Genomic DNA, 20,540 nt, shown 5'->3' on the forward strand with positions numbered 1-20,540 from the left:
TAAGGATAACCCCCTAATTTAGGGGGCAACTCTTTTTAAGAATTAGCGTTTAATCACTAGATCAAACTTTAAACCCAAAAAACTGATTTTTAGGTATAATTCTTTCCAAGAGTGTTTACTACGATGATTTTTCATAGTAAGCTCCTAAAAGTGGATTTTACCCCCTAATCTCTAGCAAAAAAAACTAGGGGGTAAGCGTTATTTTATCTTAATCTTACAAAAACGCTTTTGATAAAAGCTACAAACCACTCAGTTAAAAGCTTTTTTAGAGATTGAATTTTAGATACCCTTAATTCTTAAACAAAGACTCTAAAGCTTCTACCCCTACTTTTGGCGTTTCTTTTTCGCTTTCGTTTTCTGCGTGTTCTTTGACGCTAGGAATGGTTTCAAACTCTATGTGATAGCCTGTAAGCATGGACGCTAAGCACACATTCACCCCGCCTTTACCGATAGCCTTAGATTTTTCAATATCTAATAAACGCACTTTAGCCTTTTGCAAATGGTTATTGACAATAAAACGCTCTTGAATGGATTCTTTTTCTTCAGCACTCAATTCTTCTATAGGGATTTTTTTAATTTCAACGCTTAAAATTTTGGCTGGAGCGAGCGCGAGGGTGATGTAAATTTCAGGCACATTAGAATACTCTATGCAATCAATATTTTCTTTATTCAATTCGTTACTTATCGCATTAATGCGCACGCCCTTAACCCCCACAGCCGCACCTATGGGGTCAATCCTAGCGTTATGGGAAAAAAAGCTCACTTTCGCTCTGTTGCCTGGGATTCGCGCACAATGGATGATTTCAATTTCTTTATCTTTAATTTCAGGGACTTCTAATTCCAACAAGGCTTCAAGCATTTTAGGGGTGGTGCGACTCATCTCTAATAGTAAACCTTTTTTCGTGCGTTTGACTTGCGTTAAAACCGCTTTAATGCTATCGCCTACTTTAAAACTCTCGCCCTTGATGCGATGGCGCATGGAAAGAACGCCTTGAAATTGCTGCTCAATCTCAATAAAGGTGTTTTGATGGTTATCCACTAAAATCACTTGCCCCATTAAAACGCTGTTAAGACGCTTTTGAAACGCTTCAAAGTGGCTGTCTTCTAACGCTTTTTCTAACTGGTATTGCAAATCTTTAAAAAGGCGGTTGATCGCTCCTTGCTTCATGCTCTCTAAACTCAAGCTGTAAGACAATTCGTCTTTAATCTTAACGCTTGGATCTATTTCTTTGGCTTTAGACAAGCTGATGTATTTAGAAGGGTCGTTAATCAATCTTTCATCATCATCTTCTAAAACTTCTACCAACTGGATAAGCTGGAGCTGCTTGTTTTCTTCAATTACCAAGTAGCGCGCTAGGGGGTCTAACTCATTTTGCGCCATTTTTAGCAAACAGCCTTGAATCACTTTTGAAATCATCTCTTTAGGCAAATTTTTTTCATACGCAATGCATTCTATAAGATCGCTGATTTTTTCCATTCTCAAGTTCCTTTAAATTTATTTTCTATCATTCTCTATTTGTGGGGGATATGGCACGTTTAAAAGAAATTTTATTATAGCGAATTTTCAAGCTTTATTAAGGATTTCTGCTAAAACCAGAGCGATTTTTTCCAAATCTTCTTCATTCAAGCTAAAGACTTCAAAGCACACAAATGCGCATGAAATTCTTGCGATAACGCCTTTTTGGAAAAGCTTTAAATAAAGTTTCTCACTATTTAAAGCGCGGGTGTTTTTGGACTGGATTTTCACGCAAAAGGATTCTAATTCTCTATCGGGAAAATTCCCTATTTTAGAAAAGCTAGAGGCGATGCTCACATTCAATTCTAAAGGCTTTAAAAGGGCGTAGAGTTTGAGAGCTTTTTGCAATAAGGCGTCTTTAGTTTGGTTTAGTAGCGCATGAATGGTGGTTTCTTCTTGGTGATTGACCCATGCGTTTAGGCTGTGAAAAAGCAAGGTAAGCGTGATTTTACCCGCCCTCAAAGCTCTATAAAGGGGGTGGTTTTTTAATATTCCAACCCATTCTTTTTGCCCCATAATAATGCCCGCTTGCGTGCTGTTAAAGCACTTATCCGCACTAAAGCTTAAAAGCGATGGTTTTAGGGCTAAAATTTCTTCTAAAGCCGTTCTGTTTAACAAATCCACATCCCCTAAATTGTAATAATCTATCAAACCATGCTCTTTAGCTAGGGCTTGTAAATCTTTAAAAGGCGTGTCTTTTTTAAAATGGGGGTTGTGGGTTTTAAAGAGCATTTTGCTGTTTTCATTCAAGGCCAAGCGATAATCCCTTAAATAAGCGCGACTGACATTCCCCACTAAATGCAACCTAGCCCCACTACTCAATAAAATATCTTTAAGGTTAAAATCCCCCCCCACTAATTCGCCATAAGAAACAATGATTTCTTTTTCTTGCGCTAAAGCGTTAGCGATGAGAAAAATCGCACTGGTGTTATTATTCACAATCAAAATTTCTTCAGTGCCAAAACACGCCTTAAAGAGTTGTTTTAAAGGGGTTAAGCGGTTCTTTTTTTTAGTGGTGTTGAGATCGCATTCTAAATCAATGGGATGGGTTAAAACTTCTTTTAAATAAGGTTCAATTTTTTCATAAAATTGCGGGCTAAAAAACGATCGCCCATGATTTTCATCAAAAACGCTCGCGCTCGCATTGATGATTTTTTGATAAGGGCTTTTCAAAAGATCCGGGGTTATTTCGGGCGTTTTTTTAGCCATGATGAGCGCGTTTGGTTCCTTTTTTGAGAGTTAAAATAAGCGTTATTTTAAACTAAACCCGCTAAATTTTTGATAAAACTACTTTTTTAAAACCCTCAAGAGCATTTTAATGAGTTTATTGAGCGAGCGGAACTTTTTCCATAGAGTTTGGCGGTTTCTATAAGGCTTTTTCATGTTTGTTTCCATGTTCAAAATTCAAAAAGAAATCCTAGGATTCCTTTCATTTTAGAACTGATAGGATATCTCAAAACGCGCATTAAACCCAGGAGCCGGGAGCGCCATGCGTTTATTTTTAGGGATCATATCGCTTGCTGGAGCGTCCGCACTCGCTTGCCACACCGAAGCCTGGCTGACATATTGCTTGTTTAAGATGTTGTTAAACACGGCTGAAATCCTTAAACCCTGCCATTTTTTAGAAGTAGGAGTCCAATTGATAAAGACATTATGCACGCCATACCCAGGCTTATGGATTTTCATCAAGCCGTATTGAGGGTAGTAGATAGAATAGCCTTCATAGAACATGTTGGTTACAAAGCGTGAGAGCCAAGTTAAAGTAAGCCCCCATTTGTGGATATTGTAATCAGCTTTTAGGATAAACACATTCCCAGTCGTGGCAGCTAAAGCGTAAGTATCGGCTAATAAATGCCCCCTAGCTGTCGGCCAAGAGCGAGCCACTGAAAAAGTCCCTACGAAATTTTTATATTGCACATTCCCTGAAACTTCATAACCATAAATATTAATGGTTTCGGGCAAATTCCCTGACATGTTTTTTGCAGTCGCGTTACCCCCTCCGTTTTTAGAAGTGTCTTGCCCGTAGCTGTTGATGAAGTTATTGATGACTTGATAGAACGCTGCCCCGCGCACATTGAAATACTTGCTGTTGTAATCCACATTGAATTCTACATTTTGACCGATCGCAGGGCGCAAATTCCTTTGATAAATCACCGTAGGATCGCGCATCAAAACGCCATCGCCAGGCAAAGCCCCCTTAGTTACATACGCATAACTCACTTTCAAGCCAATGCTTTCAATGGGGTTATAAAGCACGGTTGCAGAAGGCGAGAAACCAGAAGTTACATGCGTGCGGCCGTTTTTGTCTAGCAAGGTGTAAATATCATAACGAGTTCCCGCACCCACGATCACATTGCTTAAAATATTGTAGTTCGCTTGCATAAACCCTCCGATGATATTCCCGATCGCATGCGAATTTTGGGGCATGTTACGATAGAGCGGGTTGGGCGTGTTTAGATTTTGAGGGTATTGAGAGCTTTGATCGGTGTAGTAATGGCGGTAAGGCAAGCCCGGCCCGTTAGGGTCGTTAGGATCAATATTGTTTTTATAATAGCCGTTTTTGCCTTTATCCAGTCCAGAGAAAACGCTCAGGTTTTGATAAATCATGCCGTATTCAAACACATTCCCGTAATCTTCACTAATGGGGTGGGTTACTTTAAAATTAACGCCCGAGTTGATTAAGAAAATCCTTCTGGCTAAAGTCCCCTCAGCGTCCGCATTCCCTAAAGTCCAATCGTTGGCAGTAGGGTTTTGAGCGTTAGGGGGGGTCATGTCATAATCAGGGTTTTTAGGAACAAGCCCATGGTAAATATTAGATCCTGTAGAAATTGCAGAAGCGCCTTGCCAGTTGATAGCGCCCGGCTGCCCATAGCCTATTTGATAACCCCCATCAGAAGGTCTGATAGCCCCTTGCGTGCATTGACTGATATTGTCCGGATTGTTACACCAATCCTTAACTTCAGGGATGTAATCCGGGTTAGCTGGCTCGTTAGAATTGTAAGCGAAAGGATTCACCACAGGGTTATAATCGCCCCCCCTTACCCCTAAAAAGGCGGTGGATTCAACGCGCGGCTGGTTAAAATTAGGGCCTCCATCATGCTTGTATTTCAGGCTCAAATTGTGGTTGAAATTGATCGTATGGGCTAATTCTTTCCCAAAGTCAATCACAAAGGGGGCTGGCTGGCTTCCTGGGTCATTGGCTTTGGAGAGCGCTGAAGTGGTGTTAGGGCGTAAAAGCCTGGTGGAATTTTCTCTTGTCATGTTATAGCTTAAGCTGATGGTATCCGTGTCGTTGATATAGCCATTGACTTTACCTAAAACGCTATTGACTTCGCTCGGAGTCCCTACGCCAATGTCGCTATTACTCGGATCTTGTAAATCGAAGTTAGGGTGGAAGGGATTCCTAAAAGCGTTGTTTCCGTCTCTATAATAAAAGATATTTTGATGGTTGTAATAAGCGAGTATGTCCCAGTTTTTACCACGATAGGCTGCAGTAGCGTTCATGCGATACCCGAAGTTGGTATAAAAGCCCGCTTCCGCTTTAGCCCCATAAGTTTGATTCTTTCTTAAGAAGTCGTTAGCGTCAATCGTAGTGAAAGACAATTTACCCGCCACCGCACCAGGGCCTGCTGAAGCGTTCGCCGCTCCCTTAATCACTTCCACTTCTTTAATCATGTTAGGATCGATCACGGTGTTAGCGTCATGGTGGAAAATGTTACCATTCTGAGCGACGCCATCTATTGTTACCCTTAAGAGACGGCTCTCAATCCCCCTAACATAGATCTTTTGCGCCATCAAGCCCCCACTGGCCACATTCACATCCGCCCGAGTCCTAAAAATATCACGGATTTGGTTGCTTTGGCGTTGTTGGAGCTCTTTCCTTTCAATATACATTTTATTGTTGTATTCAAAAGTCCTTTCACCCTTAGTGGTTACCTTACCCAAAGTGTGGGTATTTTCTTGAGCTTGCAAACTGCTAGCGACAATACAAGAGACAAACACGATACGAAATTGATTTCTAAGCATTTCTTTTAGCCTTTTTATTTACTCTTTTCTAAAAATTTAGTCAAGTTTTAAACCTAAGGTTATTATTACATTATTCTATTTAATAATACCTTAAATTTGTTTTAGGATTAAGAAAATACCAAGAAAAATGTGATTAAAAAAAGTTTTAGCATTTTATTGAGCGGTTGATTACTGAGTGGTTGAATCAAGCGCTGTTCGTGAAGAAGCGCTGCTAATTCCTCTTAAAAAAGTTTGAGAAGACACATTGATTTCAGCGTTTTGGCGGAAAATATCGCTTGGCTGGTTGCTTTGGCGTTCTTCTAAGTCATGGCGTTTGATAATAATGGTATTCCCCCATTGGAAGGGTCTATAAGCGCGCTTTTTTTTAATGACAAAATGCGGTTCTAAATTTAAAAATTGCACGTAACTTGGGAAATATAGCGGCTCTAATAAAGGGTTTATGGGGTTTGCTTTTAAAACAATAACGAGAAAAAAGAGGCTAAAGATTGGTTTCATAGTAAATTTTCACGCTCGCCCCCACTTGAGAATTGGGAGAAATTTCTAACTTGCTGATTTTCAAATAAAGCTCAGAGATTTCACTATAGCACGTTTTTAAAACATGGCTTAAATCTTTTAGGGCGTCTTCAATGAGTAAGTATTGTTTTTCTTGCATCATCTTTTGAATAAGCTCTTGGATTTCCATGTAGTCTAAATAAGCCTTATTGGGTAATTCCATGTAGAAAAGATCCAAATCCACGCTTATTTTTTGGGGTTTTAAGCGTTCAAACTCTAAAATCCCTAAAATCGTTTCAAACACAAAGTTATGGACATGAACACCTTGTTTAGTTTTCATAAGACTTTCTTTTCCTTACCGGCTAATAAATTAAAAATATTGCCCGCATGTTTGATAAGGGTAAAAATAAAAATAAGCACCATAGGCGTTTGCGTGCCGACTTCTTTAAGGATATTGACGCTATCTGGGATATGCATATAAGGGATAAAAAAGATAAGAACAGTCGCTGTGCCTACCCCTAAAATGCTAGCGAGTGAAGAGATTTTAAGCACCTTACCCACAAAAAACCACACCGTTAAACCGATGAGGCTTTCAATAGGGATGAGCAACACCACAGAGCCCATGATTGTAGAAACGCCCTTACCTCCATTGAAATTCAAAAAAGGCGAATAACAATGCCCTAAAATGCTAGCGATAGCGACCATCCATTGCAAACTATAATCTAACCCAAACAATTTGGTTAAAAAAACCGCAAACATGCCTTTGAAGAGATCCAAAATTAAGACTAATAAGGCCATTTGTTTAGCGTTGCTCACGCCCTTACTTTGTAAAGCGCGCAAGACATTCGTCGCACCAATACCGCCCGATCCGATCTTAGTAATATCCATGCCGTAAAAGATTTTCATTAACGCATAGCCAAAAGGAATCCCCCCAATCAAATAGCCCAAAAGGGTGAAAATCACATTGATATTGGTTAGGAAATTTAAAACGCTTTCCATAAATACCCTTTCAAATAAAATAGTGGTCATTATAACATGTTGCTTTTTAAGTGAAAGCGTTAAGTTGTTAGGGTATAGTGGCTTAAAAATTTTAGGATATTGAGAATGCTTGAAACTTCTAGCCATTTTTTAAAATCGTTTCGCTTGAAGCGTTATATAGGGTTTTTATTGATTTCTTTAGCGTTACTAATCACGCCATTTGTTCGCATTGATGGGGCGCATTTGTTTTTAATCTCCTTTGAGCATAAGCAATTGCATTTTTTAGGCAAGATCTTTAGTGCTGAAGAATTGCATGTCATGCCTTTTATGGTTATTTTGCTTTTTATAGGGATTTTTTTCATCACCACTAGCCTTGGGCGTGTGTGGTGCGGTTGGGCTTGCCCGCAAACCTTTTTAAGGGTGCTTTATAGAGATGTGATTGAAACCAAGATTTTCAAACTCCATAAAAAGATCAGCAACAAGCAAGAAAGTCCTAAAAACACCCCAAGCTATAAGGTGCGTAAAGTATTGAGCGTTTTGTTGTTCGCTCCTGTTGTGGCGGGGCTAATGATGTTATTTTTCTTTTATTTCATCGCCCCTGAAGACTTTTTTATGTATCTTAAAAACCCTAGCGATCACCCTATTGCTATGGGTTTTTGGCTTTTTAGCACGGCTGTGGTGCTGTTTGATATAGTGGTGGTTGCGGAGCGTTTTTGCATTTATTTATGCCCTTATGCTAGGGTGCAATCGGTGTTGTATGACAATGACACTTTAAACCCCATTTACGATGAAAAGCGCGGCGGAGTGCTTTATGACAATCAAGGCCATCTCTTCCCCTTACCCCCCAAAAAACGCAGCCCAGAAAACGAATGCGTGAATTGTTTGCATTGCGTGCAGGTTTGCCCCACGCATATTGATATCAGGAAGGGCTTGCAATTAGAATGCATCAATTGCTTAGAATGCGTGGATGCATGCACGATTACCATGGCTAAATTCAGTCGCCCTTCACTCATCCAATGGTCTTCAACTAACGCCATTAATACGCGCCAAAAAGTGCGCTTAGTGCGTTTAAAAACAATCGCTTACATGGGGGTTATCGCTATTGTGATCGCTCTTTTAGCCATCACTTCGTTTAAAAAAGAACGCATGCTCTTAGACATTAACCGCAACAGCGATCTGTATGAATTGCGCTCTAGCGGGTATGTGGATAACGATTATGTGTTTTTATTCCACAACACGGACAATAAAGACCATGAGTTTTATTTCAAAATTTTAGGGCAAAAAGGCATTCAAATCAAAAAGCCTTTAAATCCTATCGCCATTAAAGCCGGGCAAAAGATTAAAGCGGTAGTGATTTTAAGAAAACCCCTAAAAAATAACGCCACAGAATACAAGAACGCTAAAGACGCTCTCATCCCCATTACAATACAAGCTTATAGCACAGACGATAAGGATATCACGATAGAAAGGGAATCGGTGTTTATCGCACCTAGTGAAGATTGAAGCCTAAAATTAGCGCTCAATCACTTCATAAGGCAAGCCTTGTTTGATCAATTCTTCCATAAAGGGATCGGTGTTTAATTCTTCTATGTTAAACACCCCAGCCCTAAAATGATCCGCGCTCCAAGTGTCATTACAAATCATTTTAGCCGCACACATCGCTGGCACACCGGTGGTGTAGCTTATGGCTTGCGAACCCACTTCTTCATAGCATTTTTTATGATCGCACACGTTGTAAATGTAGAGCGTTTTGTCTTGGTTGTTTTTAATGCCGGTCATATAGCACCCGATGTTGGTTTTACCGGTGGTGTCTTTGGCTAGAGTCGCTGGATCAGGAAGCAAGGTTTTTAAAAATTGTATCGGCACGATTTTTACGCCTTGATGCTCTATTTCTTTAATGCCTAGCATGCCGACATTTTCTAAGCATTTCATGTGGGTTAAATAATTTTGAGAGAAAGTCATAAAAAACCTCGCCCTCCTCAAGCCTTTAATGTTTTTGACTAACGATTCCAATTCCTCATGGTATAAAAGATACGAATCCATTTCGCCAATCTGCGGGTAAGCCCACACTTGCTTGATTTCTAAAGGCTTGGTTTCAATCCATTTGCCATTTTCATAATAACGCCCTTTAGAGCTGACTTCTCTCAAATTGATTTCAGGGTTAAAGTTCGTGGCAAAAGGGCGTTTGTGATCCCCAGCGTTGCAATCTAAAATATCTAAAGTGTGGATAGTGTCAAAATGGTGTTTTTGAGCGTGAGCGACATAAGCGTTAGTAACGCCTGGATCAAACCCAGCCCCTAAAACCCCTAAAATCCTTGCTTCTTTATAGGCCCTATCAAACGCCCACTGCTCTTTGTATTCAAACTTCGCTAAATCCGGATGCTCGTAATTGGCGGTATCAATGTAATGCGTTTTAGTTTCTAAACATGCTTGCATGATCGTTAAATCTTGATAGGGTAAAGCCACATTAACAACGACTTTAGGCTTGTGTTTTTGGATTAAAGCGACTAAGGCTTGCGTATCATCAGCGTCCACTTGCTCAACGCCAATTTCCCCCAAACCCTTTTTGAGCATGCTTTCTTTAATCGCATAGCATTTGTCTAAGCTTCTGCTCGCTAAAATGATATTTTTAAACACATCTCTGTTCATGCCCATTTTGTGTGCTACCACACTGCCTACGCCACCAGCTCCAATTTGTAATACTGTATGCAAGGAACACCTACTTTCTAACTAATCTCGTTCTTTTAGGGGGGTATTATATTATAATAAGATAAATTTGATTAATAAGGATGCAAGCTTGCAAGAAATTAAGTTGGATATTTATGCCACTTTGGTGTGCATGGTTTTAGTGCTGCTTTTGGGGCGTTATGTGATTTCTAAAGTCAAGTTTTTGCGCGATTATGATATTCCAGAGCCTGTTGTGGGCGGGGTTTTAGTCGCTTTTTTCATCATGTTAGCACGTCAGTTTTACAATTTTGGCTTGCAATTTGATTCTTCTTTAAAAGATCCTTTAATGCTGACTTTTTTTATCACCATTGGTTTGAGTGCGGATTTCAAATCTTTGCAAAAAGGCGGGAAAATGCTTGCGGTTTTTTTGCTGGCTGTGGCGGGGTTTGTGGTGTGTCAAAATGCAGTGGGGATTTCTATCGCTAGCCTTTTAGGGGTCAATCCTTTAATGGGGCTTTTAGGGGGGTCTATCGCTTTAGTGGGAGGGCATGGCACTAGCGCGGCATGGGCTAATTTTTTCACCCAAGCGCCTTATAATTTTAGCTCCAGCTTGGAAGTGGGCATGGCGTGCGCGACTTTTGGCTTGGTGAGTGGGGGGATTATTGGAGGGCCTGTCGCTAAATATTTGATCTCAAAATACAAACTAGAACCTAAAGACACTAAAGAAAAAGATACTTTAGAGGGCGTGGTGTCTAAAGGCTTTGAAACCCCTAAAGAGCAGCGCCTAATCACCGCATCCAGTTTTGTAGAAACTTTAGCTTTAATTGCGATCGCTTTATTGGTGGGGACTTTTTTATCGCATTTGATGCCTAAAAGCTTCACTTTACCGACTTTTGTGTGGTGCTTGTTTGTAGGGGTTATTTTAAGAAACACTTTGTCGTTTTTTAAAATCCATAGCGTGTTTGACAGAGAGGTTTCAGTCATAGGGAATGTGAGTTTGAGTCTGTTTTTAGCCTACGCTTTAATGAGCGTGAATTTATTGGAATTGTTAAAACTCGCTGTGCCTCTAGCGGTTATTTTGAGCGTTCAAGTGGCGGTTATGATCCTTTATGTGGTGCTTGTAACCTTTAGGGTGTGTGGGAAGGATTATGATGCGGCGGTGTTGTGCGCGGGGCATTGCGGTTTTGGGCTTGGAGCGACCCCAACGGCTATGGTGAATATGCAAACCATCACCAACCACTACGGGCCATCGCATGTAGCGTTTATCGTCGTGCCTTTAGTGGGAGCGTTTTTTGTTGATATTATTAACGCTTTAGCGATTAAAGGCTTTTTACTCTTGCCTTTTTTCCCATCATGAGACTTTATGAGAGTTTATTAGAAATTTGCTTGAATAAGGCATGGGAGCATCAAACCCTAGCCCTAGAAAACCCAAGCGTGGCTTGCATGGTGTTAGATAAAAACCATGAAATCTTGAGTTTAGAAACCCACAAAAAAGCCAAAACCCCGCATGCAGAAGTCTTAGCCGCTAAGTCAGCGTTAAAGATTTTACGCCCCGGTTTGAAAAACGATTTAGAAAAATTAGAAGACCCTAAAACTTTAAGCGATTTTTTAAAAACGCACCACAACAACGCTTTTAAAGACTGCGTTTTTTTAATCACCTTAGAGCCATGCAATTCTTATGGCAAAACCCCGGCTTGCAGCGGGTTGTTAGAAATTTTAAAACCTAAAAGAGTGGTCATTGCCACAGAAGAAAACGAAGCTAAAAAAGGGGGTTTAGCAAGGCTACAAAAAGCTCGCATTGATGGGGTGGTTTGTGAGAGTTTGGAAAACAAGGCTAAAGACTTGCTCTTGCCTTTTAGGATAATGGAACAAAAGGGGCGTTTTAATTTGTTCAAACTCGCTTTAAGGATGAATGGGGATTATCATCATGGCAAGATCACCGGGCAAAAAAGCGTTGTTTTTACGCACAACCAGCGAGCAATATGCGACACGCTTATTGTTTCTGGGAAAACCATAAGAACGGACAACCCCTTATTAGACGCTCGCTTTTGCGATAGCTTTTATCGCAATAAAAACCCCAATATCGCTATTTTATCCAAGCACTCAATTAGCCCCCATTCAAAAGTTTTTTCTGCGCCCAATCGTTTGGTTAATATTTTCAACAACCCTAAAGATTTACCCCTAGAGAAAGGGTTTAATTTTATTGAAGGGGGGTGGGGATTGTTTGAGAGTTTGAGGGATAAAATAGATGCGCTGCTTTTGCATTCGCATGCGTCTATGATTAGTGAAGCGTTTAATACGCTCGCTTTAAAAACTCCTTTTAAGGGGCGGTTGTTGCATGCGCAAATCTTAGAAAATGAAGCCCTTTTATGGATAGAAAACTCTTAAGATTATACCAGCCCTTAAACGCTTATTCTTACAATAGCGATTCGCTTTTTTTATACGATTTTTCACGCCCTTTTATCAAAAATAGCGGCGCGATTTTAGACATAGGCTCAGGGTGTGGGGTTCTAGGCTTGCTCTGTGCTAGAGACAACCCGCTAGCGAGCGTTCATTTAGTGGAAAAGGATAGCAAAATGGCGTTTTGCTCCCAAAAAAACGCCCTTAAATTCCCTAACGCTCAAGTGTTTGAGGGCGATTTTTTAGATTTCAACCCTCCGATTTTGTATGATGCGATCGTGTGCAACCCTCCTTTTTATGCTTTAGGCTCTATTAAATCTCAAATTAAAGGGCATGCGAAACACCAGAGCGAATTAGACTTCGCTTCTTTAGCGGCTAAAGTGAAAAAATGCCTGAAACCTAAAGGGTATTTTATTTTTTGCTATGAAGCTTTGTCGCTTTGCTTGGTGGTAGAGAGCTTAAAAAGCGTTAAGCTCACGCTAGAGACTTTAAGGTTTGTCCAAAGTTTTAAAGACAAAAACGCCCATTTGATGCTTGGAGCGGCCAGGAATAATTCCAAAAGCGCTCTAAAAGTTCTGCCCTCTTTAATCACGCACAATTCCAAAAATCAAAGCGACAACACCAAAGAAGTTTTAAGCATCTATCAAATTTGTAACACTTATTCTATCAAAGTGCTTCTCAATTAGCGCCCTTAAATTAAGGATTAAAAAATGAAATGTTCGCATTGCCAGTTGGAGTTTAAAGAAAGTGAGCTTTTTAAAGAGGTGATCAACCATAAGGAATTGTATTTTTGCTGCACGGGGTGCGCTAGGGTGTATGCGTTATTATTGGATTTGAATTTAGAGAGTTTTTATGACAAATTAAACGATTCCACTTTAGCCCCCGTAACGCCCCAAGATTCAATGAGCGCTTTGGAATTAGAACAAGCCCTTGAAGAAAACAATAAGGGCGAATTAATCCTTAATCTTTTGCTAGAAAAAACGCATTGCAACGCTTGCTTGTGGCTCAATCAAAAGGTTTTAGAGCGCTTAAAGGGGGTTAAAAAAGTGAGCGTGAATTTCACCACCCACCACTTACAAATCGTGTTTGAGAAGTCCTTAAACCCTAAAGAGATTATTCAAAAGATTGAGAGCTTGGGCTATGGGGCTAAAATCTATAACGCAAAAAATTACGCTCTAAAAGCCCAAAAAGAACAGCGCTCCTACTTGCTCACTTTAAGCGTGGGGTTTTTTGCCACCATGAATTTGATGTTTATCGCCATTGCCAAGTATGCGAGTTATGGTAGTGCAAGTTATGGTGGCGCGAATTATGGCGGTGGCATGGATAAACTCATGCAAAGGAATTTGGATCTCGTGTCGCTCTTTTTAAGCTTGTTGGTGTTGGTGGTGGTGGGGCGTTTTTTCATTAAGGGGGCGTTTTATGGGCTAAAAAATGGCGTTTTGGGCATGGATTTGAGCGTGTCTTTTGGAGCGTTATCGGCGTTTGTTTATTCCCTTTATGCCATGTTGGTGTCTCAAGAAACTTACTTTGAAGCGAGCAGCACGATTTTAACGCTTGTTTTTGGCTCTAAGTTTTTGGAATTAAAGGCCAGGCTGTTTGCGAATGAAAAATGTCTGGCCCTAGAATCGCATGAAATCCATAGCGTGATTATTGTAGAAAAGGACAAGCAGATAGAAAAACACCCTAAAGATGTGGCGATAGGCTCTGTTGTTTGGGTGCCAAGCGGGGCTAAAATCGCTTTAGATGGCGTGCTTTTAAATAGCGCGAGCGTGGATGCGTCTTTGATCAGCGGGGAGTTTAAGCCTTTGGAATTGGGGGTTAATGATCCAATCTTAGGGGGTTATGTGAATGTGGGCGTGCCTTTTAGCTATCAAGTGAGCGCGACTTTTCAAAACTCACGCCTTTCTAGTTTGTTAGAAACTTTAAAAAAAAGTTTTTTAGAAAAGCCCTTAATTGAGAGCAGTGCGAATCAAATTGCGGATATTTTTTCTAAAGCGGTGTTGTTTTTAGCCTTTGTGAGCTTTCTATTATGGCAATTTGGTTTGGGGGGTAATTTTGAAAAAGCCTTAATGGTGTGTATTAGCGTGTTAGTCATAAGCTGCCCTTGCGCGTTCGCTTTAGCTACGCCCATTGCGTTAGTGATAGGGGTGTTTAAAAACCCTTTGATCGTGTTTAAAGAAGCGTTGTTTTTAGAAACCTTGGCTAAAGTGAAAAAAATCTTTATAGACAAAACCGGCACCCTCACGCAAAAAGAAGTCCTTTTAAAAGAAAAAATCATTTATGAAGAATTTGATGAAAGGCTTTTAAAGAGCCTTTTAAAAACTAGGGAGCATTTAGCCCATAGTGCGATTCTTAAATTATTACATGGCGATGAGGTTAATCTAGAAAAGATAGAGTTTTTCGCTCATGGCTTAAAAGCGAGCTATCAAAACGAAACTTTGCTAGTGGGGAGCTTGAAATTTTTAAACGCTATGGGGGTTGGTATAAAGGCTAAAGAGAGCACTAATATCATGGTAGGCTTTGCGAAAAACAAGACCTTATGCGCGTTATTCATTTTAGAAGAGCGTTTGAAAGCTAACGCTAAAGAAGTTATTCAGGCTTTACAAAATAAAGGCTTAGAATTAGAAATTTTAAGCGGGGATAATGAAAGCTCGGTTAAGGAGTGCGCGAAAAAATTAGGGATTTCTAAATATCATGCCAATCTGACCCCTGAAGATAAGGCTCAAATCGTCAGCTCTTATCAGGGCGTGTGCGCGATGGTAGGCGATGGCAATAATGACGCGCTAGCCTTAAAACAAGCGAGCGTTTCTTTAGGGTTTGAAAAAAGCGCTTTGAGTAAAAGCGCATGCGATATTTTGCTTTTAGAAGAGGATTTGAGTTTGCTAGAAAAAGCGTTTCATAACGCTCAAAAAGTCTATCAAGTGGTGTTGCAAAACATTGTTTTGAGCTTAATCTATAACGCTATTTTAATCCCAGTCGCTATGTTAGGATACATCAACCCTCTAATAGCGAGTTTGAGCATGAGTGCTAGCTCGCTCTTAGTGGTTTTAAATTCTTTGAGATTGAAACGCTCTTAAACAAACCACATCGTTTTGGCTAAAATGGCGATTAAAAAGCCAAAAGTTAGAGTGATAGGGTGGATATATTTACCAATAGGGTTTTTCTTACCCAAAAACTTACACGACAAAGAAAAAAGCACCAAAAGAAAAATGCTTAACGCTAAGATCACTTTAAGCATGAGTATCTTTTGAAAAGGGGTTTCACACCAGCCTTTATCGCCCCCCATGTATTGACTAAGCATCATGCCCCCTGTTAAAACAAGCCCTAAAACGCATAAGGGCATGATTTTGATCGCTCTTTGAGTGATTCCTGTATTCGCTTTATTGGCAAACTCTTCGCCAAACATTTTCTTCACATTAGGGAAAATTACCCCATCAAAAAACAAGTAGCCAATAAAAATAATGGCGCACAATAAATGAACAACCAACACATAAGGATAAATCGCATCCATTTAAAATCCTTTATTCATGGGAAAATTAAAGAGTTTTTAATCTACTATAAAAGGGTTTTATTGTCAAGTATCCCACTATTATGGGAATTTTAGGGGTGGTTTTTGTTTGACTTTTAAGATTGCAATTAGCTATAATAAAATAATTAAAAAAGTAACACTTAAGCGGAGACCCTAGAGAGTGATGCTCAATTTTATGACAAAGAAGAAAAATAGAATGCAAGGTTGCAAAATGGCTTGTAAAAATTTTAATCGTAAGGAATCTGTTTTGATAGCTCAATCTTTAGATATTTCTAAAAAAGGCTCGGTAATTTTAGGCACTCTTTTGAGTTCGTTATGGCTGACAAACCCCTTAAATGCTCATGAAAAGAATGGCGCGTTTGTGGGGATTAGCTTGGAAGTGGGTAGGGCTGATCAAAAGACCAACGCTTATAAAAACGGCGAGTTGTTTCAAGTGCCTTTTGGCGATGTTTCGGCTAATGATGATGGCAAAGTTCCTGACGGGCAGACCGGTGGCTGTCAGCCAGCTTCAGGGACGCCAGGAACGCCAGGCTATACTAAAGCTAACTGCGTGGTCAATTGGACTTCTCGCACCATGCTAAGCACCAATAAAAACATTCCTGGCCGTAACCAGCCGATGTATGGGCTAGGCGTGATGACAGGTTACAAGCATTTTATCGGCAAAAAAAGGTGGTTTGGGTTGCGCTATTATGGCTTTTTTGATTATGGGCATACCAATTTCTCTAACTCCAGAGCCGCTAACGCTATATCGCCTTTTTATTTGAGCGATCAAAAAGCGGACATGTATACTTATGGTTTTGGCACAGACATGCTTTTTAACATTATAGACAAGCCTAAAGCCACAGCCGGGTTTTTTCTAGGCGTGAATTTTGCGGGTAACACTTGGACTAACAATCGTGTGGGGTATTTTAAGGACGGGTATGTTTATGGCGTCAATACGGACGCTGACGCTTACATGACTAACGCTGATGGCACAATCACATGCGGGGACACGACGCCGGCGAGTTGTAATGTGGGGATTAACCCTAATAGCGTCTATACCACAGGAAAATTAAACGCTAAAGTGAATAACACGATTTTCCAATTTTTAGTGAATGTGGGCATTAGAACTAATATCTTTGAACACCATGGCATTGAATTTGGTATCAAAATCCCCACGCTCCCTAATTACTTTTTCAAAGGTTCTACCACTATCAAAGAGCAAAGCCAAGGCCCGCTAAAAGATGGCAAGCCAACCACTATCACCGGATCAGAAACCAATTTCAGCTTGACCCAAACCTTACGCCGTCAGTATTCTATGTATTTGCGCTACGTTTATACTTTTTAAGTTTGGTAGGGTTTTTAGGCAAGACTTATAGCTTAGAGATGAAAGCTTGACGCTTTAAGCTTTCAAATGGTCATTGATCTGTAACCATTCTATGCTGTTTTCTACTTTTTTGATAAAATCATTAATAGCATAACAACATATATTAATATTGTCTTTGAATTGGGCAAATTCCGCATATTCTTTGGCATCATCATGGATATTTGGAGCTACAAAAACACTAAATTTTTCTCTAATATCGGTGCTATTTTTAATCAATTCTTTTAAATGTCTGGCAATAGGTATCATTTCCAAGGTACTTTGACTTCTGTCTCTAATCAAGCTCACTTCTATATAACTTTGGGCTTTTGTGTCCATAGCTACAATATCAGGTTTATTACCGCTTGCTGTGTATACGGGCAAGCCTTCATCATCGCTTTTATAATTGGGTATCACGCTTAAATTTTCAAAATGTTGTTTCAAGAAAATAGCGCTTAAAAATTCTAAGCGTAAAGGTTTATCAATGAGTCTTAAAAAACTATCTTTTGATTCTTGCTTGTTACAAGTAATGAGTAATTCTTGCTTGATAAAATCTTTAGTATAAGTGTTTGCTAGTTCATTCAATTTGCTTGATTTAACGCTCTCATTAGCGCTGATTGGAGTAACACTAACAAGAAAGCTATCCACGATCGCCATGTAGTTAAAAAAGGCGAGTTTGTTAGCTTGAGTGTCGTTTAAATAATCCCCTTTAAAAGCCTTATGGGTTTGTAAAATGTAATCTATTTTATTATTTTCATTAGTATTAATATCAATAAACCTACCATTACCACGCAATGAAATAAGTCCTGTAATACGCATTTTTCTAATGTATTCATCAACGGCTTCGTTAGTGATTTGGCTCATTTTAAATCGTGTTTTATTAACACTTTCTAAAAGTTTTAGGCATTTTTCATAGATAAATTCATCTGAGTAGCTGAATTCTGTTTTATTGATAGTAACGATTTCTTGTCTTAAACGAATAATGTAGTCATAAAGCCCATTAGCGTTATCGTCTTTCCAACAAAGTAAAATAGGGATTTCTTTGACAGATAGGGGGGTTAGATGGGCATTTTTGAGTCGTTTTAAAAGCGAGAGCAATAGTTTGAAAGGGTTGTTATGGTTTAAATTCTTTTTGTAAGGGTTTCCTACTTCATATTTAGACAGAGCGTTTAAAAATATAGCCCCAACTACGCTTTCATCAACGCTTTCTTTAAAAGCATCGTTTTCTTTATTGTAATAAGCAAGAATAAGCATCTTAGCGCTATCGCTGATGAGTATTTTCTCATATTTTGCATAGTAGCAAAAACCAAACTCACACATAAGCTTATACCAAGTGTCAAACCGGCTTTCCCATCCATGCTCAAAGCCCATTTCTTTATGATTTTGTGGGGATATTTCTATAATGCGTTCTAACTCTTCATCGCTAAAGACATATTCATTGGAGTCAAATTTTTCTTTCAATTCTTTATTTTGATTGAGAGAAGTAGGTCTATAAAGCCTATGAGCCAAAACGGATTTGATAATTTGCATGATTATTGAAGATTTAAGGATTTGATTTTCAAACTTTCCTAAAACAGCTAAAAATTGTCCTATTCTTTTAGGGTTTCGCATGGTGGTTGAAAAGCTTAAAATTTTTCGTGCCGGTTTTTTAGTCATAATTAATCACCTATAATTAGTTACAAAGATTTCTTGACTATCTTCTTTAATAGTATTGTCATTATAACTGATATAATTACTTTTGATATTAAAAATATAATATTTTTTAGCCCATTCTTTTAAAATAAAATTAGTCTCTCCCTTGTGATAAATAAGATTAGTTATACCAAATAAAACTCCCTTTTTATCTAGGCTATCTAAAACACCATATAAGGCTATCTCATTATCGCTATCCCATAACTTGTTGTATTCACTATTGGAGATTAAATAAGGGGGGTCAAAATAAACATAATCATCTTTTAAATAAGTGGTGTGGTTAAGAAAATCAATATAATCATCATTGTGAAAAATAATGGTGTTTTGCTGTATAAAATCTATGTAGTTTTTTAGGGCATTATAAACATTTTCATTGAAATCCACATTACCCACAGGTAAATTAAAAAGCCCTTTAGAATTAAATCTAATCATGTGATTAAATCCATAAATTAAAAGCAAATACAAATAAAGCATGTTGTTTTGATTGGAGTTAAAATCAGCCCTTAGTTTTTCATAAGCTATTTTATTGTATTTGGCGTAGTAAGTTTTTATATATTGTTTTTTTAATTCATCAGGGGCCATAATCCCCTTAAAAGAGAAAGACAAGCCATAATGAATGATAATTTTAGACAATTCATCAAAAAGCTCACAAGCATTGAACTTGCTTAAAGTTTTATGTAAATTGATAATATTAGTATCTATGTCATTAGCTAAGTATCTCTTAGCCTTAGTGTTTAAAAACACGCTACCCCCACCCACAAAAGGCTCAATAAATTGATTAATGTTATTTGGGAATAGCTTATTGAGTTGTGGCATGAGTTTATATTTATCCCCTACATAGAAAAAGGGAGAACGAATGCCTTTTTTCAAGGTTTCACTTCCACTATAAATAAAAATTCTTTATGCTCTTTAAAATCAGTTTTTCCTGAATTAAAAAAACTATGAGCCTTTTCTTTAACGCTTAATTTTCCTTTTTGACTCAAAATTTCCACTAAATCTTTAAAGCCTATTTTATTTTGCGAAGAGCTAGACTTAGAGTTATAGGTATTATTATAAGTTAAAGCAATCCTTTTACAATCTAGTTTTTCAATTAAATCGCTCAATTCTTTCTTGGCATTAGAGCGGCAATATTCGCTCATGTTCTCGCATGATGGCTTTAAAGCTGTTCCATAGAGTTTGGGTTTTTTCCACTGCACTAGGTTTTCATAGAGATGATAAAACCGGCTGTATTGCCTTGAATTGTATGGAGGATCAATAAAGACTAAGTCTATTTTTAAGGTTTTAGCCAATTCGTTAGCGTTTTTTCTCTCTATCATGATATTTTTATCATGTTTTATAGGGCTAATAAGCTCAAAAATAAATCTATCTTGCAAAATCTCTTTTTTCCTATAAGCTTCATAATGCCCTACCGTGTTAGCTATCTTATCCATTGAATAAATCAGGCTTGTTAATAAAATATCTTTATTTAATTTATCTAAGTTTAAGCTTTCTATATGCTCTCTAATGCTACCGATTTTGACACAATCTTTATAGCTGAAAAACTTGTTGCTAAAATGTTGGCTAAAATAATTTTCTTCTAGCTTTAAAGCTTGATTAAAGTATTCTTTCAGTTCTTCAAGCGCTTTAAAATCAGCGTCTTGCCCCATAAAAAAAGCATGATAAATGACTTCATTAGAAAATAAAATATCATTTATAATAATGTTTTTAACATTAGGAATAGTGGCAAATTGACCAGCCACTACCCCACTTCCGGCAAAAATATCACACACGCTTTTGATATTGTTTAATTTTAAATTCCCAAATACCCACTCTATAAGCTTGGTTTTTGAGCCGATATACCGGCGGTTTTTTAGATTAAATTTTTCCACTAGCCACCTTTAAACCAGGAGAATAAAACC

17 protein-coding genes are annotated in these 20,540 nt (G+C 38.6%); 6 read left to right on the forward strand and 11 right to left on the reverse strand.

Features of this window, described 5'->3' with window-relative positions; genetic code table 11:
• Positions 1-289 precede the first annotated feature (289 nt).
• The 6 genes from nusA to plsY all read right to left on the reverse strand — a co-directional run bounded on the left by nusA (position 290) and on the right by plsY (position 7,033).
• The gene (nusA, locus tag DBU79_RS00165; RefSeq protein WP_154411154.1) at positions 290-1,477 is read right to left on the reverse strand and encodes a transcription termination factor NusA; all 1,188 of its coding nucleotides are present in this window, start codon (positions 1,475-1,477) and stop codon (positions 290-292) included.
• Between the two features lie 87 nt (positions 1,478-1,564).
• Positions 1,565-2,725 (reverse strand): aminotransferase class V-fold PLP-dependent enzyme, encoded by a 1,161-nt coding sequence (locus tag DBU79_RS00170; RefSeq protein ID WP_154411155.1) that lies wholly within the window; start codon positions 2,723-2,725, stop codon positions 1,565-1,567.
• 225 nt (positions 2,726-2,950) lie between these two features.
• The gene (locus tag DBU79_RS00175) at positions 2,951-5,542 is read right to left on the reverse strand and encodes a TonB-dependent receptor (RefSeq protein ID WP_154411156.1); all 2,592 of its coding nucleotides are present in this window, start codon (positions 5,540-5,542) and stop codon (positions 2,951-2,953) included.
• 168 nt (positions 5,543-5,710) lie between these two features.
• A complete protein-coding gene (locus DBU79_RS00180) occupies positions 5,711-6,037 on the reverse strand; it encodes a Plug domain-containing protein (protein WP_154411157.1) in 327 nt (108 codons plus the stop codon).
• A complete protein-coding gene (locus DBU79_RS00185; protein ID WP_154411158.1) occupies positions 6,021-6,374 on the reverse strand; it encodes a FolB domain-containing protein in 354 nt (117 codons plus the stop codon). The genes DBU79_RS00180 and DBU79_RS00185 overlap by 17 nt, the downstream gene beginning before the upstream one ends.
• Positions 6,371-7,033 carry a glycerol-3-phosphate 1-O-acyltransferase PlsY gene (gene plsY, locus DBU79_RS00190; RefSeq protein ID WP_229763987.1) on the reverse strand — a complete coding sequence of 221 codons (663 nt, stop codon included), beginning with the start codon at positions 7,031-7,033 and terminating at the stop codon, positions 6,371-6,373. The genes DBU79_RS00185 and plsY overlap by 4 nt, the downstream gene beginning before the upstream one ends.
• Positions 7,034-7,138: 105 nt before the next feature.
• Here plsY and ccoG point away from each other — a divergent pair, with 105 nt between their 5' ends.
• Positions 7,139-8,515, forward strand: a complete 1,377-nt coding sequence (gene ccoG, locus DBU79_RS00195; protein ID WP_154411160.1) for a cytochrome c oxidase accessory protein CcoG — start codon at positions 7,139-7,141, stop codon at positions 8,513-8,515.
• 9 nt (positions 8,516-8,524) lie between these two features.
• Here ccoG and DBU79_RS00200 read toward each other — a convergent pair whose 3' ends face one another.
• Positions 8,525-9,724, reverse strand: coding sequence for a saccharopine dehydrogenase family protein (locus DBU79_RS00200; protein WP_154411161.1), 1,200 nt, complete (start codon positions 9,722-9,724; stop codon positions 8,525-8,527).
• Positions 9,725-9,809: 85 nt separating this feature from the next.
• Between DBU79_RS00200 and gltS the strand changes: the two genes are divergently transcribed.
• The 4 genes from gltS to DBU79_RS00220 are packed head-to-tail and all read left to right on the forward strand — an operon-like array spanning position 9,810 to position 15,156.
• On the forward strand, positions 9,810-11,036 hold the full coding sequence (gene gltS, locus DBU79_RS00205) for a sodium/glutamate symporter (RefSeq protein ID WP_154411162.1): 1,227 nt from the start codon (positions 9,810-9,812) through the stop codon (positions 11,034-11,036).
• Positions 11,033-12,067 (forward strand): dihydrofolate reductase family protein, encoded by a 1,035-nt coding sequence (locus DBU79_RS00210; protein WP_154411163.1) that lies wholly within the window; start codon positions 11,033-11,035, stop codon positions 12,065-12,067. The genes gltS and DBU79_RS00210 overlap by 4 nt, the downstream gene beginning before the upstream one ends.
• Positions 12,049-12,765 carry a tRNA1(Val) (adenine(37)-N6)-methyltransferase gene (locus tag DBU79_RS00215; protein ID WP_154411164.1) on the forward strand — a complete coding sequence of 239 codons (717 nt, stop codon included), beginning with the start codon at positions 12,049-12,051 and terminating at the stop codon, positions 12,763-12,765. Before DBU79_RS00210 ends, DBU79_RS00215 begins: the two co-directional genes overlap by 19 nt.
• Positions 12,766-12,789: 24 nt before the next feature.
• Positions 12,790-15,156 (forward strand): heavy metal translocating P-type ATPase, encoded by a 2,367-nt coding sequence (locus DBU79_RS00220; protein ID WP_154411165.1) that lies wholly within the window; start codon positions 12,790-12,792, stop codon positions 15,154-15,156.
• Here DBU79_RS00220 and DBU79_RS00225 read toward each other — a convergent pair.
• Positions 15,153-15,590, reverse strand: coding sequence for a CopD family copper resistance protein (locus DBU79_RS00225; protein WP_154411166.1), 438 nt, complete (start codon positions 15,588-15,590; stop codon positions 15,153-15,155). The two genes, DBU79_RS00220 and DBU79_RS00225, sit on opposite strands and share 4 nt — an antisense overlap.
• Before the next feature lie 181 nt (positions 15,591-15,771).
• Between DBU79_RS00225 and DBU79_RS00230 the strand changes: the two genes are divergently transcribed.
• Positions 15,772-16,935 carry an outer membrane protein gene (locus tag DBU79_RS00230; protein WP_195834206.1) on the forward strand — a complete coding sequence of 388 codons (1,164 nt, stop codon included), beginning with the start codon at positions 15,772-15,774 and terminating at the stop codon, positions 16,933-16,935.
• A 54-nt stretch (positions 16,936-16,989) separates the two neighbouring features.
• Here DBU79_RS00230 and DBU79_RS00235 read toward each other — a convergent pair whose 3' ends face one another.
• The 3 genes from DBU79_RS00235 to DBU79_RS00245 are packed head-to-tail and all read right to left on the reverse strand — an operon-like array spanning position 16,990 to position 20,510.
• Positions 16,990-18,606 carry an AlwI family type II restriction endonuclease gene (locus tag DBU79_RS00235; protein ID WP_154411168.1) on the reverse strand — a complete coding sequence of 539 codons (1,617 nt, stop codon included), beginning with the start codon at positions 18,604-18,606 and terminating at the stop codon, positions 16,990-16,992.
• 6 nt (positions 18,607-18,612) lie between these two features.
• Entirely contained in the window at positions 18,613-19,512 is a 900-nt protein-coding gene (locus DBU79_RS00240) for a Dam family site-specific DNA-(adenine-N6)-methyltransferase (protein ID WP_154411169.1), read from the reverse strand.
• A complete protein-coding gene (locus DBU79_RS00245) occupies positions 19,509-20,510 on the reverse strand; it encodes a DNA adenine methylase (protein WP_154411170.1) in 1,002 nt (333 codons plus the stop codon). Before DBU79_RS00245 ends, DBU79_RS00240 begins: the two co-directional genes overlap by 4 nt.
• Positions 20,511-20,540 lie beyond the last annotated feature (30 nt).

Source organism: Helicobacter pylori (genome assembly GCF_009689985.1).
In the GTDB taxonomy this organism is placed as follows: Bacteria; Campylobacterota; Campylobacteria; order Campylobacterales; family Helicobacteraceae; genus Helicobacter; species Helicobacter pylori_CG.